This is a genomic window from Streptomyces sp. NPDC015171, assembly GCF_043079545.1.
GTDB lineage: Bacteria > Actinomycetota > Actinomycetes > Streptomycetales > Streptomycetaceae > Streptomyces.
Genome location: NZ_JBIBUO010000004.1, coordinates 597108 through 612159, shown reverse-complemented (window position 1 = coordinate 612159; position 15052 = coordinate 597108). Strand labels below are relative to the sequence as shown.

Below are 15052 nucleotides of genomic sequence, written 5' to 3'. Positions count from 1 at the left end.
CCGGGATTCCGCGGGGCGGTGCGGTCATGCTGGAGGCATGGAACGATCACGTATCGCGGTGGCCGGCGCGTCCGGTCTCATCGGCAGCGCCCTGGTGCGGTCCCTGACGGCGGACGGGCACGAGGTGGTCCGGCTGGTGCGCCGGGCCTCCCGGGGCCCGGACGAGGTGTGCTGGGACCCCGAGCGGCAGTACGTCGACGCGGCCGGGCTCGTGGGGTGCGCGGCGGTGGTGAACCTGGCGGGGGCCGGGATCGGCGACCGGCGCTGGACCCCGGAGTACAAGCGGCTGCTCCGGGACAGCCGGGTGCTGGGCACGGCGGCGCTCGCCGAGGCGGCGGCCGCGCTGCCGGAGCCGCCGCGGGTGTTCGTGAACGGCAGCGCGGTGGGCTTCTACGGCGAGACCGGCGACCGGGTGGTGGACGAGGACGCACCGCCCGGCGACGGCTTCCTGTCCGGGCTGTGCGTGGAGTGGGAGGAGGCCGCGGCGCCCGTCGCGGAGGCGGGGGTGCGTACCGTGTTCGTGCGCACGGGTCTGGTGGTGAGCCGGGACGGCGGGGCCTGGGGGCGGCTGTTCCCGCTGTTCCGGGCGGGGCTCGGGGGGCGTCTGGGCGACGGGCGGCAGTACTGGCCGTACATCGCGCTGCACGACGAGGTGGCCGCGATCCGGCATCTCATCGACGGCGACACCCTGTCCGGGCCGTTCAATCTGACGGCTCCCGAGCCGCTGACGAACCGTGACATCACGGCGGCGATGGGGCGGGTGCTGCACCGGCCGACGGTGTTCCCGGTGCCGGCTCCGGTGCTGCGCACGGCGCTCGGGGAGATGGCCGGGGATGTGCTGGGCAGCCAGCGGGTGGTGCCGAGGCGGTTGCTGGAGTCGGGATTCCGGTTCGCGTTCCCGGGCATCGATGAGGCGATCCGCGCGGCGGGCTGAGCCGGCCGACCACACCGGCGAACGAAAGTGACCGCATGCGACCTCTATGCGACCGTGCCCTGTTGATGCGCGACTGTTCCTGACCGATTACGGCCCTACCCTCGACCCGAACTCGGGTATCCCTGGGGCCAGTTGGGGGCATGACGTCTCCACCGGCCGCGCAACCACAGGAGGGGCCTCGTGCTTGAGCCCGCGTACCAGGTGGACGTCGTCATCGTGGGAGCCGGCATCGCCGGCCTCTCGGCGGCTCATCGGCTGACCAGCGCAGGAATCACCACCGCGGTCCTGGAAGCCGCGCCGTACGTCGGCGGTCGCATGTCGACGGAGAAGATCGACGGCTTCCGCCTCGACCGCATCGGACAGCTGCTGTCCACGTCCTACCCCGAACTCCGGCCGACCCCGGGCCTGGACACCCTGACCGTGCGGCGCTTCGCGCCGGGCGTCCTGCTGCACCGCGACGGGCGCACCCAGCGCGCGGGGATGCCGCCGGCCGGCGGGAGCGCACGGGGCGCACGGGGCGCACTCCATGCGGTGCGCGCCCTCGCCAGCGCCCCCCGGGGCCCGGCGGTCGCTCCCGGCCGGACCGGGACACCGGTGGGCGGCGCGATGGACCAGGCCCGGCTGGGTGCCGCGCTCGGCCGGATCGCCGCCACCCCCGTCGAACGCCTCCTGGCCCGGCCCGAGCTGCCGGCCGGCCAGGCGCTCGCCCTGCGCGGGATGTCCGCCCGCACCATCGAGGGCTTTCTGCGTCCGCTGCTCGCCGCGCTGCTCTGCGACCCGGAGCTGACCACGTCCAGCAGGTGCGCGGACCTGGCGCTGCGCGCCTTCGCCGGCGGCCGGCTGTGCGTGCCGGAGGGCGGCGCGGACGTGCTGCCCGAGCTGCTGGCGCGGGCGCTGCCGGCGGCCACCGTGCACACCGGGGTGCGGGTCACCTCCGTGTCCACGACCTCGGTGACCACCGCCGAGCACGGGGAGATCCGCTGCCGGGCGGTGCTGCTGGCCACCGACGCGCGCGCCGCGGCGGAGCTGCTGCCGGGGCTCAGGGTGCCGGACTTCCATCCGGTGACCGTGGTGCACCACACCACCGACGAACCGTCGGCGGCCTTCGCCACCGGCACCTCGCTGCTGCTGGACGCCGACCGCGGCGGCCCGGTCGCGCACACGGCGGTGCTCAGCAACGTGGACCCGAGCCGGGCGCCGGCCGGCCGCGTGCTGATCTCCTCGACGGTGCTGGGCGCCCCGCCGGAGGGTGTGGACACCGCCGTGCGCATCCACCTCTCCCGCCTCTACGGCACCTCGACGCGGCGCTGGGAGACGCTGGCCGTGCACCACACCCCGGAGGCGGTCCCGGCGATGCGCCCGCCGCACGATCTGCGCCGGCCGGTACGTCTGCTGGCGGGTCTGTACGTCTGCGGCGACCACCGGGACACCAGCACGGTCCAGGGCGCCCTGCACTCGGCCCACCGGGCGGCGGCGGCGATCCTCTCCGACCTGGGCGCGGCGGGATCGCTCCACACCGCCGACCCGGCCCCGACGCTGCCGCGAGCGGCCTGAGCGCGCCCGGAGGGGCACGGGGAGCGGCGCGGCACCGAGCGGACGGCAGCGCACCCGCGACGGCGGGTGGCGGCCGTCCGGCCCGGTGCCGCCGGACCGCGCCGTGGCGGGCGGGCGCCGCGGGGGCCGTCAGCCCAGGGCCGCGATCTTTTCCCGGTAGCCCCGGACCGGTGCCGCGTCCCGGTACGGCTCCAGGCGGCGCTCGAAGTCGCGTACGTACTCGATCGCGCGGGCGCTGCGCATCTCCGCCGCCTGGCCCGCCGCCTCGGCGGCCAGCGCGCACGCCTGGTCGAGTTCGCCGAGGCCGAGCCGGGCGGTGGCGAGGACGATCCGGCAGAACAGCCGGCTGCGGGCGTAGGAGGGCGCCCGGAGCTGGAGGGCGCGCTCGGCGTGCTGGACGGCGGCCCGGAACTGCTGCAGATCCCGGTGGCAGTGCCCGAACTCGTCGGCGAGCTGGGCCTCGTCGAAGAACGCCGCCCAGTACGGCACCTCGTCCCCGGGCCGGGCGGCGTCCAGCGCACGCTCGGCACGCACCAGCGCGGCGGTGCACGCCCGCACTTCGCCGAGGACGCCGTGCGCCCGCGCCTCGGACACGTGCAGCAGCGCCTGGACGACCGGCGGACCGCCGGAGCCGACCCCCTGCTGGGCGACCCGCGCCAGCTGTACGGCCTCCCGGCCGTGGCCCAGATAGACGGCCTGGCGGCTCATGGTGACCAGGACGTAGGAGCCGTAGGGCCGGTCGCCGGCGGCCTGGGCGAGCCGCAGGGCCTGCACGAAGTACCGCTGGGCCAGCCCGTGCGCCGCGATGTCGTACGACGTCCAGCCCGCCAGCCGGGTCAGGTCGGCGGCGGCGCCGAACAGCCGGCGGCCGGTCTGCTCGTCGTAGCTGCCGCGGAGCATCGGCTCGCACTCGTGCTCCAGGTAGCGCACCAGCGCCTGGCGGGCGTGGCCGCCGCCGAACCGGTCGTCGAGCGTGCGGAACAGCTCGCCGACCGAGTGCAGCGCGGCGATGTCACCGCCGCTGACCTTGTGGCCGGGCCCGCGCTCGGCCTGCCCGCGCACCCTTGGCGGCAGCGCGAGGCCCTGCGGCGGATGGGGCTTGGCCGCACCGGGCCGGCCCTGCGGCGGCACCCGGGGCGCCGGCTGGCGGGCCACCCTGTCGTCGGCCATGCCGATCAGCCAGTCCCGGCTGGGCACGACGAGGCCCGCCGGGGTGAAGGCGATCTTGCGCAGCTCGGCGTGGCTGCCGGAGTCCTTGCGCCACAGCCCGCTGACGATGTCGACGGCCTCCTCGGGGGTGGCCGCGAACTCCAGTCCTGCGTACACCGGGGCGCAGGCGTCGAGGCCGAGGTCCTGCGCGGTGAGCCGGCGCCCGAGCCGGCGGGTGAACACCTCGGCGATGAGGGCCGGGGTCGTCCCGCGCGGCTGCTGTCCGCGCAGCCAGCGGGTGACCGATGTCTTGTCGTATCTGAGGTCCAGCCCGTGTTCGAGACCGAGCTGGTCGACGCGACGAGCCAGACCCGCGTTGGAGAACCCTGCTTCTGCGATGAGCGCGGCGAGCTGGCGGTTGGGGGTGCGCTGCGCGGGTCGGTCCGTCATCTGCGGTGCGGTCTCCTGCCTTCCAGGCCTCTGAAGTGCCTGGATTGCCTTTGAGCAGCCCTTATGGCCTCACGAACGGCGCGAATGTAGCGGAGAGTGAGCAGGCGATCGCAGTCTTCGCCAGGCATTCATCCGATCGTGTGAGGAACGCCCTCAGGGCTGACGTGACCCGGTCGGACGTACAGTGGCGTGGGCGCGCTACGCGCCTGACACACCGACCGCCGAGGGAGGCGCTTGCCGTGAGTGAGTTGCGGTTCGTCCGCATGGGCTTCGGTACGGATGCCGTCGAGTACCAGGAGGCCTGGGACGAGCAGCGCCGGGTGCACGCGGCCCGGTTCGCCGACGAGGTCCCCGACAGCGTGCTCCTCCTGGAACACCCCCCGGTGTACACCGCCGGCCGGCGCACCGAGGACAGCGAGCGCCCGCTGGACGGCACGCCCGTCATCGACGTGGACCGCGGCGGGAAGATCACCTGGCACGGCCCCGGCCAGCTGGTGGGCTACCCGATCCAGAAGCTGCCCCGGCCGGTGGACGTGGTCGCGCACCTGCGCCGCCTGGAGGACGCGATGATCCGGGTGTGCGCCGAGTTCGGCGTCGAGACCTCCCGGGTCGAGGGCCGGGCCGGGGTCTGGGTGCTCGGCGACCCGATCGAACAGCGCCCCGCGCCCGGCGGGCTCACGCTCGACTTCGGCCCGGGCGCCGGGAGCGCCCCGGACCCCGAGGACGCCGAGTTCGACCACCGCCTCGTCGGTCCGGAGTACGCGCCCTCGCAGGCGGGCCGCCGCCACGAGGACCGCAAGATCTGCTCCATGGGCATCCGCGTGGCCAAGGGCGTGACCATGCACGGCTTCGCCCTGAACGTGAACCCGGACACCTCCAGCTTCGACAAGATCATCCCGTGCGGCATCCGGGACGCGGGCGTCACCTCCCTCTCGTACGAACTCGGCCGCGAGGTCACCATCGACGAGGTGCTGCCGGTCGCCGAGAAGCATCTGCGGGACGTGCTCGGCGACGCCGACCTGAGGCCCCGCGTCATCGACACGGCGTCCGCCTGATCCGTCCGGCGGGAATGCGCCCTGCGACAGCCGGGTTGGGTCTGGCGGCAGGGCGCAAACAGTACGGGCGTACCCTGGTGTACGCCGAAGAATCGAAGTCACAGGGAGCCGTTCGTGTCCGCAGTCGCACCCGACGGACGCAAGATGCTGCGCCTGGAGGTCCGTAACAGCCAGACCCCCATCGAGCGCAAGCCCGAGTGGATCAAGACCCGCGCGAAAATGGGCCCCGAATACTCGAAGATGCAGAACCTCGTGAAGAGCGAGGGGCTGCACACGGTGTGCCAGGAAGCCGGCTGCCCCAACATCTACGAGTGCTGGGAGGACCGCGAGGCGACCTTCCTCATCGGCGGCGACCAGTGCACCCGGCGCTGCGACTTCTGCCAGATCGACACCGGCAAGCCCGAGGCGCTCGACCGCGACGAGCCGCGCCGCGTGGGCGAGTCCGTGGTCACCATGGACCTGAACTACGCCACCATCACCGGTGTCGCGCGGGACGACCTGGCCGACGGCGGCGCGTGGCTGTACGCGGAGACCGTGCGCCAGATCCACCGGCAGACGGCGGAGCGGGAGGGCGGCCGGACCAAGGTCGAGCTGCTGGCCCCCGACTTCAACGCGGTGCCCGAGCAGCTCGCCGAGGTCTTCGAGTCCCGCCCCGAGGTCTTCGCGCACAACGTCGAGACCGTGCCCCGGATCTTCAAGCGGATCCGCCCCGGCTTCCGCTACGAGCGCTCCCTGAAGGTCATCACCGAGGCCCGCGACGTCGGCCTGGTCACCAAGTCGAACCTGATCCTCGGCATGGGCGAGACCCGCGAGGAGGTCAGCGAGGCACTGCGGCAGCTGCACGACGCCGGCTGCGAGCTGGTCACCATCACCCAGTACCTGCGCCCGTCCGTGCGCCACCATCCGGTGGAACGCTGGGTGAAGCCGCACGAGTTCGTGGAGCTGAAGGAGGAGGCCGAGCAGATCGGCTTCTCCGGTGTGATGTCCGGCCCGCTGGTGCGCTCCTCGTACCGCGCCGGGCGGCTGTACCAGATGGCCGTCGAGAAGCGTGGCGCGTACATCGCCGCCCAGGCGGTCTGAGCCGAGCGTGTGAATTCACGCACAAGAACCTACTGGCCAGTAATGGCCGACTCGACGCGGCCCTGACCGTCCTCGCTGATGAGGGCGTCGTCAGGGTCGCGTCAGCGTTTCCGCCCACCGCATCAAGGTTTCATTGGCGTTTGACCGGTCGGACACGCCCTGGTAACACCAAACAGTGACTCTGGTATCACGCCCCGTATCGCCATCGCTCCGAGGGGGGACCTCGATCATGCAGGCCGCGCCCGTACACGCCACCGCCATCCCGTCCTTCACCACGGCCCTGCGGGCCGTGGAGTCCCTGCTCATGAGCGGCGGTCAGCGCACCGCCCGCCGCAACGCCTGGGCCTCCGTCCTGGAGGACCGCCGCCGTGCCAAGGACCGGGTCGAGGCCGAGCGGGTCCTGGAGCAGGCCGCCACCCGTCCCTGAGGCCCCCTCGCGCCTCCCGGCACCTGTCCGCCGGGCACTGCCGTCGTCCGCGCTCCCGGGGGCACGTAGACTTCGTGGCATGGCGAGGAAGGAAACCGCGGCGGATGCCGCGAATGCCGGGCGACTGAAGCAGATCGCCCTTACGTACAAGATGACCCGCAAGGCCGACAAGGTGATCGGTCTTGTACTCGCGGCCGTCGGCCTCGGCACTCTCGGTGTCTTCCTCGCGATCGGCTTTCTGATCGGCCACCCGGTCTACCTGGGCATCTTCGGCCTGCTGATCGGTCTGCTGGCGACGGCGATCGTGTTCGGCCGCCGGGCCGAGCGGGCCGCCTTCGGCCAGATGGAGGGCCAGCCCGGCGCCGCGGCGGCCGTGCTGGACAACATCGGCCGTGGCTGGACGACGACTCCGGCGGTCGCGATGAACCGCAACCAGGACGTGGTGCACCGGGCCGTCGGCAAGGCCGGCATCGTGCTGATCGCCGAGGGCAACCCGAACCGGGTGAAGACCCTGCTGGCCGCCGAGAAGAAGAAGATGAACCGCATCGTCGCGGACGTGCCGGTGCACGACGTGATCGTGGGCACGGGCGACGGCCAGGTCGAGCTGAAGAAGCTGCGCACGACCATGCTGAAGCTCCCCCGCGTGCTGACCGGCCCCCAGGTCACCGCGACCAACGACCGGTTGCGCGCCCTGGGCGACCTGATGAGCAACATGCCGCTGCCCAAGGGGCCCATGCCCAAGGGGATGAAGCTCCCCAAGGGCGGCCCGCGCGGTCGCTGACCGCAGGTCCCACCCCCGTCGTCATCCCGCCGTACCGCGTCCCGCGCGGTACGGCGGTCGTCGTTCCGGGGCCGCCCGGGCCCCTCGGAGCACGGCCTCCGGCTGACACGCCGCCGAATGGAGCATCGAGCCCTGATCGGCGTATGCACTCCTAGCCTCGGCATGTGACAAAACGACACATTGCGTACCTCGCGTGCACCACGACCCTCGTCGGTGCGTTCCTCGGCACGACCCCCGCGTCGGCCGCCCACCAGACCCTCGTGGTGCGCCCGGGTGAGTCGATCCAGAAGGCGGTGAACGCCGCCAGGACCGGCGACACCGTGGTCGTGCTGGCCGGCGTCTATCACGAGACCGTCACCGTCAGGACCGCCGGGCTGACCCTGCGCGGGATGGGCGGCCTGACCGTCCTCCAGCCCCCCGCGAAGACCAAGTCCGCGCCGGGCAAGCTCGGCAGGAAGGCCACCCCCACCTGTCTCTCGGCCGGCAACGGCATCTGTGTGATCGGGGCCAGGAACAAGGCCCTGCGCGATGTCACCATCGCCGGCCTGCGGGTGACCGGCTTCGCCAAGACCGGCGTGTGGTCCATGGGGACCGACCGGCTGACCGTGGAGCACGTCCTCGCCGACCACAACGGCCAGTGGGGCATCGGCCAGGAGCACTCCACCCGCGCGGTGTTCCGGGACAACGTCGCCCGGAGCAACGGGGACGCGGGCCTCTTCCTCGCCAACACCGTGCAGGCCGAACAGGGCGCCCTGGACAGCAAGGGCACGCTGGTCGAGGACAACCGCTTCGAGGACAACCGGATCGGCCTCACCGTCCGCCGGCTGCGCAACCTCACCGTCACGGACAACTACGCCGCCGCCAACTGCGCGGGCATGTTCGTCGTCGGCGACGAGAACAAGCCGCGGGCGGGCGCTCTGACCGTCAGCGAGAACCGTGTCGAGCGCAACAACAAGTACTGCGCGAAGACCGCCCGGCTGCCCTATCTGCAGGGCACCGGCATCGTGCTGACCGGCACCGAGAAGGCCACGGTGACCGGGAACACGGTGCTCGACCACTCGGGCAGGTCCCCGCTGTCCGGCGGCATCGTCCTGTTCAAGAGCTTCGTGGGCGCCACGAGCGAGAAGAACAAGATCACCGACAACGTCCTGGCGGGGAACTCCCCGGCGGACCTCGTCAACCAGGAAGCCACCAAGAGCGGCAACGCCTTCACGGGCAACTCCTGCCGGGCCTCCAAGCCCGCGGGCATGTGCTGACGCTGCCGTACCCGTCCCACCCAAGGAAGGAAGGCGGCACATGACCGCACCATCCCGCGAACTCTCGGCTCCGTCCGAGCCGGGGGCACTCCCCACCCCTCCGCCGTCGATGCGGCTGCGCGAGCTGGTGTTCGGGGCGGCCTGTGCCGCCGCCGTCCGCGCCGCCGCCCGGCTCGGTGTGGCCGACGCGCTCGGCGACGCCCCCATGACCGCGGAGGGCCTGGCCGCCGCGGTGCACACCGAGCCGGGGCCGCTGCGCCGGCTGCTGCGCGCCCTGTCCTGCTACGGCGTCTTCGCCGAGCGCCCGGACGGGTCCTTCGCCCACACGGAGATGTCCCGGCTGCTGCGCGAGGACGACCCGAACAGCCTGCGGGCCATCGCCATGTGGTGCACCGAGCCCTGGACCTGGGACGCCTGGCCCCTGCTGGACGAGGCGGTGCGCTCCGGCCGGAACGTCGTGGCGGACCTCTACGGCAAGGACTTCTTCACCTACCTCAACGAGGACGCCCCCGAGTCGGCGGACGTCTTCAACCGCGCCATGACCCGCTCCAGCGAGCAGTCGGCGCGGGAGGTGGCGGCCCTGCTGGACCTGTCCGGCAGCAGGTCGGTCGCGGACCTCGGCGGCGGCCAGGGGCATGTGGTCGCGTGCCTGCTGGACAAGTACCCGGCCATGCGGGGCTCGCTGCTGGACCTGCCCCGGGTGGTGGAGAAGGCCCTGCCGCGGCTGCGTGAGGGCGGCGACCTCGCGGACCGGGCGCGCATCGTGCCCGGCGACATCCGCGAGTCGGTGCCGGTCGAGGCCGACTGCTACATCATCAAGAACATCCTGGAATGGGACGACGAGTCCACCGCCCGGCTGCTGCGCAACGTGGTCGAGGCGGGCGGCCCCGGCACCCGGGTCGTCGTCATCGAGAACCTCGTCGACGACACCCCCTCGATGCGGTTCAGCACGGCCATGGACCTGCTGCTGCTCCTGAACGTCGGCGGTGCCAAGCACACCACCGACAGCATGACGGGCCGGCTCCGGGCGGCGGGCCTGAAGGTCAACGACATCCGGCCGGTCAACCCGTTCCTGCACGCGTTCGACTGCATCGTCCCCGCCTGACCGATGCCCCCAGGCACACCGGTGCCGGGCCCGCGTCGCACGCGGGCCCGGCACCGGTGGTCCGGACGGAGGTCAGACGCCGCTGTCGCGCTCCCACACGTAGAAGCGCTGGGCCATGGCGTCCTTCGGGGACCGCCAGGTCTCCGGGTCGTACGCGCTGACGTACGCCTGCAGCCGCTCGCTGACGTCCCTGAAGTCAGGGTGCGAGGTGACCTTGGCGATGGCCGGTCCGGGCTCGCGGTCGGACTCGATGAGGTGCATGTACACGTCGCCGAACTGGAAGAGGCTGCGCCGGCGGACGCCGACGAGGTGGGGCAGCTCTCCCCGGTCGGACTCCGCGAACACCTCGGCGATGCCGGGAGCGGAGCCCGGGACCATCCGGGCGACGATCAGGGCCTGGTGCACGGTCGTCTCCTGTCGTCCGGCTCAGTCGGCCAGGGCGGGGGCGGGCCGGTGGCCGGCTGCCGCCTTCTCGATCTTGTCCCGGATGAGGGCCATCTGGACCTTGGAGTTGTTGTTGATGTTGTCGGTCATCCAGTCGTCGTCGACCGGGGCGTCCGGCTTCATCTCGAAGTCCTGGGTCCAGACCATCCGGGTGCCGGCGGGGACCTCCTCGTACTGCCAGTGGATGTTCATGTAGGCGAAGGGCCCGGTCTCCACCCGGTGCGCCTGGACGGTGCGGGAGTCGCGGTCGGGCTCGCGCTCGGAGACCCAGCTCCAGACGGTGCCGTTCTCGTCCGGGTGCATGGTCAGCCGGAACGTCGTCCGGGCGCCCTCCCGCTTGAGGACGTCCACCGCCGCGTACTCGCTGAACAGCTGCGGCCAGCGCTCCAGGTCGTTGGTCATGTCCCAGACCAGGTCCAGCGGGGCCGCGATGGTGATCTCGTTCTGGGTGTGCCCTGCCATATCAGGCTCCTGCCATCAGAGTGGTGTTGACGAGGTTGAGGAACTGCTGCGGCGTCTTGCAGCGCTCCGCGTCGACCGGCATCGGGGTGCCGTGCGTGTTCTCCAGTTCGCCGACGATGCCGAGCAGGCCCAGCGAGTCGACGCCGAGGACGTCGAATCCGGTCTCCGGCTTCTCCTTCAGCTGCTGCGGGCTGACGGTGACCCCGGCGGCCTTCTTCATCAGCGCGGCGAGTTCTTCCACGGTGATCTGCGGCATGTGCTTTCCTCCTTCTTTCTCACTGCGCGGTGCCGCGTCGCAGCACCAGCGCCGAGTTCGATCCCATGAGTCCGCGGCTGAGGACCAGCGCCGTGCGCAGTTCGGCGACGCGGGCACGGCCCGTCACGAGGTCGAGGTCGTGGCAGACGTCGAAGACGTTCGGCGTCGGCGGGATCAGGCCGTGCTCCATCGCCAGCACGGCCGCCGCGGTGTCCAGGACGGGGGCCGCGCAGTACCCCCGGCCGATGCCGGTCTTCGGCGCGGTGACCGGCACCCGGGTGCCGTGCGCGCCGAGGGCGTCGGCGATCGCCAGGGCCTCGGCGCGGTCCGCCTCCGGCACCCCGAGGGCGTCGGCGAAGACGACGTCGACCTCCTCGGGGGCGCAGTCGGCCTCCTTCAGTGCCTGCCGGACGGCCTGGGCGAGGCCCGCGCGGGAGTCCGGCCAGCGGGAGGCGCCGGTGAAGGTGGCTCCGTGGCCCGCCACGACGGCCCGGATCTCGGCGCCGCGTTCCCGGGCGGTGTCCGCCGCCTCCACCACGAGCATCGCGCCGCCCTCGGCCGGCACGAACCCGCAGGCCCCGTCCGTGAACGGGCGGTAGGCCCGGGACGGATCGGCCTCGCCGCTCAGTTCCTTGTAGCCGAGCTGGCAGACCATCGAGTACGGCGCGAGCGGCGCCTCGGTGGAGCCGGCCACCATCACATCGGTGCCGCGCCGCACCGCCCGCGCCGCGTGGGCGAGGGCGTCGAGACCGCCGGCCTCGTCGGAGGCGACGACCGAGCACGGCCCCTTGAAGCCGCGGCGGATGGAGACCTGGCCGGTGCTCGCGGCGTAGAACCAGGCGATGGACTGGTACGGCCCGACGAACCGGCTGCCCTTGCCCCACAGTTGCTGCAGTTCGCGCTGGCCGAACTCGCCGCCGCCGGACCCGGCGGCGGTGACCACGCCGATGGAGTACGGCGCGTCGGGGATGCTGCCCGGCCCGAGCCGGGCGTCGGCCAGCGCGAAGTCGGCCGCGGCCATGGCGTAGTGCGTGAACCGGTCGGTCTGGACGAGGAAGCGCTCCTCGATCGTGGCCGCCGGGTCGAAGGCACGGACCTCACCGGCCACCTTGAGGGGAAGGTGCTCACAGCCCTCGCGGGTGACCCGGTCGAGGACGCTGAGGCCCTCCTGGGTGGCCTTCCAGAAGGTGTCGGTGCTGGTGCCGTTGGGTGCCACCACCCCGATGCCGGTGATGGCCGCCTGCCGGTCCTTCGGTTCGCTCATCGTGTCCTCACTCCCTCGGCCGGGTCAGGATCACCGCGGACTGGAAGCCGCCGAACCCGCTGCCCACGGACAGCACGCTGGCCAGCTTCCGTTCACGGGCGACGCGCGGGACGTAGTCCAGGTCGCACTCGGGGTCGGGGATCTCGTAGTTCGCGGTCGGCGGTACGACCTGCTTGGCGAGGGCCAGTACGCAGGCGACCAGTTCGATGGCCCCGATCGCCCCGAGGGAGTGCCCCACCATGGACTTGATGGAGCTCATCGGGGTGTCGTAGGCGTGGTGGCCGAGCGCCCGCTTCACGGCCGCCGTCTCGTGGCGGTCGTTCTGCCGGGTGCCGGAGCCGTGCGCGTTGACGTAGTCGATCGCCGTGGGGTCGAGCCGCGCCTGGTCGAGGGCGGTCTCGACGGCCCGCGCCATCTCCAGGCCCTCCTTGGTCAGACCGGTCATGTGGTAGGCGTTGCCGAAGGTGGCGTAGCCGCCGAACTCGCAGTACACGTGGGCACCGCGGGCCCGGGCGTGTTCCAGTTCCTCCAGGACGAGCACCGCGCCGCCCTCGCCCATGACGAAGCCGTCACGGTTGTTGTCGAAGGGCCGGGAGGCGTGCGCGGGGTCGTCGTTGTTCGGGGACGTGGCCTTGATCGCGTCGAAGCAGGCCATGGTGATCGGGGAGATCGGGGAGTCCGACGCCCCCGCGATGCATATGTCGGCACGGCCTTCCTGGACGGTGTGGAAGGCGTATCCGACGGCGTCGAGACCCGAGGTGCAGCCGGTGGAGACGGTCTGGACCGGACCCTGTGCGCCGAAACGTTCCGCCACCGCTGAGGCCACGGTGCTCGGCGAGAACGCCCGGTGCAGCTGGGGCTCCGCCTCGGTGTGGTCGACGTCCCAGCGCTGGCCTCGATGGCTGACCAGGACGTAGTCGTGCTCCAGACGGGTGGTGCCGCCGACCGCGGTGCCCAGGGAGACACCGACCCGCCAGGGGTCCTCCCGGACGAGGTCGAGCCCGGAGTCCCGGACCGCCTCCTCACCGGCGACCAGGGCGAACTGTATGTACCGGTCCGCCGACTGCACCTGTTCGGCGTCCAGGCCGTGCGCGGCGGGGTCGAAGTCGCACTCGGCGGCGATCCGGGACCGGAGCCCGGCCGGGTCGAAGAACGTGATGCCCCGCGTCGCGGTACGGCCTTCGGCGAGCAGGTCCCAGAACGCCGGTACACCGATCCCGCCCGGAGCCACGATGCCTATGCCGGTGACCGCCACGCGCCGGCTCATGAGCGGACCTGTTCCCGCTCGGTCGGCTCCGCGGCGACGGCCGCGCAGCCCGTCTCCTCCGTGTCGACGTGACCGAGGGCCGGCCGCGGGGCCAGCGGCCCCAGGTGGAAGACGATCCGCGCCTCCACCTTGCCGACGTTGCGGAAGCGGTGGCGCATGTTCATGGGGATCATCAGCCCCTGCTCGGGCCGCAGCGGGTGCGGCTCGCCGTCCAGGTCCACCTCCAGCTGGCCGCACAGGACGTAGACGAACTCCTCGGAGTACGGGTGGTAGTGCTCACCGATGCGGTCGCCGGGCTGCACGATGGCCACGCCCATGAAGCCGCTGGTGGAGCCGACCGTCGCCGGGGTGAGCATGGCGCGCAGATCACCGCCGCGCCGGGTGTTGGGCTCGACCTCGCTGAGGTCCACGATCTTCGGAAGGTTTTGGATCACGGCGTTCCTCCGTTGGTGTGCTGTGCCTGCCGGGTCAGGCGTCCGGCGAGCGGCGGTCGGTGACGAGGTCCATGCCGACGGGCTCGCCGTCCAGCAGGTCGCTCAGGGCGGCGTGCCGCTCGGCCTGGACGGCGTGCGCCGCGAGGCCGGCGCGTACGTCGATCAGCCGTACGACGACGTCGTCACGCTGGAAGATCGTGCTGCGCAGCACCGGGCTCTCCGGGTCGTCCGCCGCCGCCTGGTCCTGCTGGGCGAGCTGCTCGGCCAGCCGCATTCCGCAGTCCGGCCGGGCCGGGTAGTACAGCGCCCGCCGTTCGCCCTCGGCCAGCTCGTCCGCGGTGACGTGATGCACGGCCGGCAGCGCCGCCCGGGTGAAGAACACCCGCGCTGACTCCTGGTCGTTGAGGTCCCGCTCCTGCTCCAGGTAAGGGTTGATGGCCTCCTCGACGGCCCGCACCTCGGGCTGCCGGGCGACGTGGCGCAGCGCCGCGAGCAGGTCGCCGCGCACCTCGATGGCCCGCACGACCCGGTTGCCGTGCATGAACAGGGAGGTACGGCAGAGCCGGGTGGCGTCGTCGACCCGTGCCTGGGGCGAGGCGTAGTCCGCGAGGATCTTCGCGACCCGCTCCTCGCTGCCCGGCTTGACGGTGAAGGTCAGCGCGTGCCGGATCACACCGTCGCCGATCCGCGGGGAGGTCTGCAGCCGGCGCCGGGGAGCGGAGTCCGCCGACAGCTCGCCGCCCGTCTCCCGGACGATGTGGAAGCGCAGCGACCGGGTGTCCCGGACGCAGCTGTGCAGCGGCTCCACCATGCTCACGTGCTCCTCGCTGTTCACCCAGGTGAGGAACGGCGGAGCACTCTCCCACTCACTCGTGATGAGCCATTGGGAGGGATTCTCGATCGACTGGCACAGCTGGTCGCTGACGTGGCCGGGCACCTGCGCCACCTGGTTGCACAGTTGCTCGTAGGCCTCAAGGAACTGCTGCTGGGCGCCGTCGTAGACGTCCACCAGGAGGACGACCCGCAGACGGGAGCCGTCGAAGACGGACTGCGAGACCCGCTTCGACACCTGACGCGTCAGCTGGTCCGAAAGCTTTTCCGACATGGTGGTCATGCTGCGCTTCTCCTTCTCGG

General features: G+C 72.2%; 16 protein-coding genes. 8 read left to right on the top strand and 8 right to left on the bottom strand.

Translation table 11 applies throughout. The features are described from left to right. Positions 1-37 precede the first annotated feature (37 nt). Entirely contained in the window at positions 38-934 is an 897-nt protein-coding gene (locus ACF073_RS14980) for a TIGR01777 family oxidoreductase (protein WP_392069910.1), read from the top strand. Between the two features lie 180 nt (positions 935-1114). Next, the gene (locus tag ACF073_RS14975; RefSeq protein ID WP_392069909.1) at positions 1115-2488 is read left to right on the top strand and encodes an NAD(P)/FAD-dependent oxidoreductase; all 1374 of its coding nucleotides are present in this window, start codon (positions 1115-1117) and stop codon (positions 2486-2488) included. A gap of 129 nt (positions 2489-2617) precedes the next feature. Here ACF073_RS14975 and ACF073_RS14970 read toward each other — a convergent pair whose 3' ends face one another. Next, a complete protein-coding gene (locus ACF073_RS14970; RefSeq protein ID WP_392069906.1) occupies positions 2618-4087 on the bottom strand; it encodes a regulator in 1470 nt (489 codons plus the stop codon). Between the two features lie 239 nt (positions 4088-4326). Here ACF073_RS14970 and lipB point away from each other — a divergent pair, with 239 nt between their 5' ends. The 6 genes from lipB to ACF073_RS14940 all read left to right on the top strand — a co-directional run bounded on the left by lipB (position 4327) and on the right by ACF073_RS14940 (position 9791). Then, positions 4327-5142, top strand: coding sequence for a lipoyl(octanoyl) transferase LipB (lipB, locus tag ACF073_RS14965; protein ID WP_392069904.1), 816 nt, complete (start codon positions 4327-4329; stop codon positions 5140-5142). Positions 5143-5256: 114 nt separating this feature from the next. Continuing rightward, positions 5257-6222, top strand: a complete 966-nt coding sequence (lipA, locus tag ACF073_RS14960; protein ID WP_392069902.1) for a lipoyl synthase — start codon at positions 5257-5259, stop codon at positions 6220-6222. Positions 6223-6451: 229 nt separating this feature from the next. Beyond that, positions 6452-6649 carry a hypothetical protein gene (locus tag ACF073_RS14955; protein WP_392069900.1) on the top strand — a complete coding sequence of 66 codons (198 nt, stop codon included), beginning with the start codon at positions 6452-6454 and terminating at the stop codon, positions 6647-6649. 79 nt (positions 6650-6728) lie between these two features. Continuing rightward, a complete protein-coding gene (locus tag ACF073_RS14950) occupies positions 6729-7430 on the top strand; it encodes a DUF4191 domain-containing protein (RefSeq protein WP_392069899.1) in 702 nt (233 codons plus the stop codon). 164 nt (positions 7431-7594) lie between these two features. Beyond that, positions 7595-8686, top strand: coding sequence for a nitrous oxide reductase family maturation protein NosD (locus ACF073_RS14945; protein ID WP_392069897.1), 1092 nt, complete (start codon positions 7595-7597; stop codon positions 8684-8686). A gap of 40 nt (positions 8687-8726) precedes the next feature. Continuing rightward, the gene (locus ACF073_RS14940) at positions 8727-9791 is read left to right on the top strand and encodes a methyltransferase (protein ID WP_392069895.1); all 1065 of its coding nucleotides are present in this window, start codon (positions 8727-8729) and stop codon (positions 9789-9791) included. 72 nt (positions 9792-9863) lie between these two features. Here ACF073_RS14940 and ACF073_RS14935 read toward each other — a convergent pair whose 3' ends face one another. Genes ACF073_RS14935 through ACF073_RS14905 form a run of 7 tightly spaced genes read right to left on the bottom strand, consistent with a single transcriptional unit; the run spans position 9864 to position 15032 of the window. Next, on the bottom strand, positions 9864-10196 hold the full coding sequence (locus ACF073_RS14935) for a TcmI family type II polyketide cyclase (RefSeq protein ID WP_392069893.1): 333 nt from the start codon (positions 10194-10196) through the stop codon (positions 9864-9866). A gap of 21 nt (positions 10197-10217) precedes the next feature. Beyond that, positions 10218-10697, bottom strand: coding sequence for an SRPBCC family protein (locus ACF073_RS14930; RefSeq protein ID WP_392069891.1), 480 nt, complete (start codon positions 10695-10697; stop codon positions 10218-10220). A gap of 1 nt (position 10698) precedes the next feature. Next, positions 10699-10953, bottom strand: coding sequence for an acyl carrier protein (locus ACF073_RS14925; protein WP_392069889.1), 255 nt, complete (start codon positions 10951-10953; stop codon positions 10699-10701). A gap of 19 nt (positions 10954-10972) precedes the next feature. Beyond that, complete coding sequence (locus ACF073_RS14920) at positions 10973-12217, bottom strand: ketosynthase chain-length factor (RefSeq protein WP_392069887.1); 1245 nt, start codon at positions 12215-12217, stop codon at positions 10973-10975. 7 nt (positions 12218-12224) lie between these two features. Then, complete coding sequence (locus ACF073_RS14915; RefSeq protein ID WP_392069885.1) at positions 12225-13484, bottom strand: beta-ketoacyl-[acyl-carrier-protein] synthase family protein; 1260 nt, start codon at positions 13482-13484, stop codon at positions 12225-12227. Beyond that, entirely contained in the window at positions 13481-13894 is a 414-nt protein-coding gene (locus ACF073_RS14910; RefSeq protein WP_392070008.1) for a cupin domain-containing protein, read from the bottom strand. The genes ACF073_RS14915 and ACF073_RS14910 overlap by 4 nt, the downstream gene beginning before the upstream one ends. A 58-nt stretch (positions 13895-13952) precedes the next feature. Continuing rightward, a complete protein-coding gene (locus ACF073_RS14905) occupies positions 13953-15032 on the bottom strand; it encodes a SchA/CurD-like domain-containing protein (protein ID WP_392069882.1) in 1080 nt (359 codons plus the stop codon). Positions 15033-15052 lie beyond the last annotated feature (20 nt).

Coding starts and splice junctions, on each gene's coding strand:
- ACF073_RS14980 (WP_392069910.1), top strand. CDS start 38: ATGGAACGATCACGTATCGCGGTGGCCGGCGCGTCCGGTCTCATCGGC.
- ACF073_RS14970 (WP_392069906.1), bottom strand. CDS start 4,087: ATGACGGACCGACCCGCGCAGCGCACCCCCAACCGCCAGCTCGCCGCG.
- ACF073_RS14955 (WP_392069900.1), top strand. CDS start 6,452: ATGCAGGCCGCGCCCGTACACGCCACCGCCATCCCGTCCTTCACCACG.
- ACF073_RS14950 (WP_392069899.1), top strand. CDS start 6,729: ATGGCGAGGAAGGAAACCGCGGCGGATGCCGCGAATGCCGGGCGACTG.
- ACF073_RS14940 (WP_392069895.1), top strand. CDS start 8,727: ATGACCGCACCATCCCGCGAACTCTCGGCTCCGTCCGAGCCGGGGGCA.
- ACF073_RS14930 (WP_392069891.1), bottom strand. CDS start 10,697: ATGGCAGGGCACACCCAGAACGAGATCACCATCGCGGCCCCGCTGGAC.
- ACF073_RS14925 (WP_392069889.1), bottom strand. CDS start 10,953: ATGCCGCAGATCACCGTGGAAGAACTCGCCGCGCTGATGAAGAAGGCC.
- ACF073_RS14920 (WP_392069887.1), bottom strand. CDS start 12,217: ATGAGCGAACCGAAGGACCGGCAGGCGGCCATCACCGGCATCGGGGTG.
- ACF073_RS14915 (WP_392069885.1), bottom strand. CDS start 13,484: ATGAGCCGGCGCGTGGCGGTCACCGGCATAGGCATCGTGGCTCCGGGC.
- ACF073_RS14905 (WP_392069882.1), bottom strand. CDS start 15,032: ATGACCACCATGTCGGAAAAGCTTTCGGACCAGCTGACGCGTCAGGTG.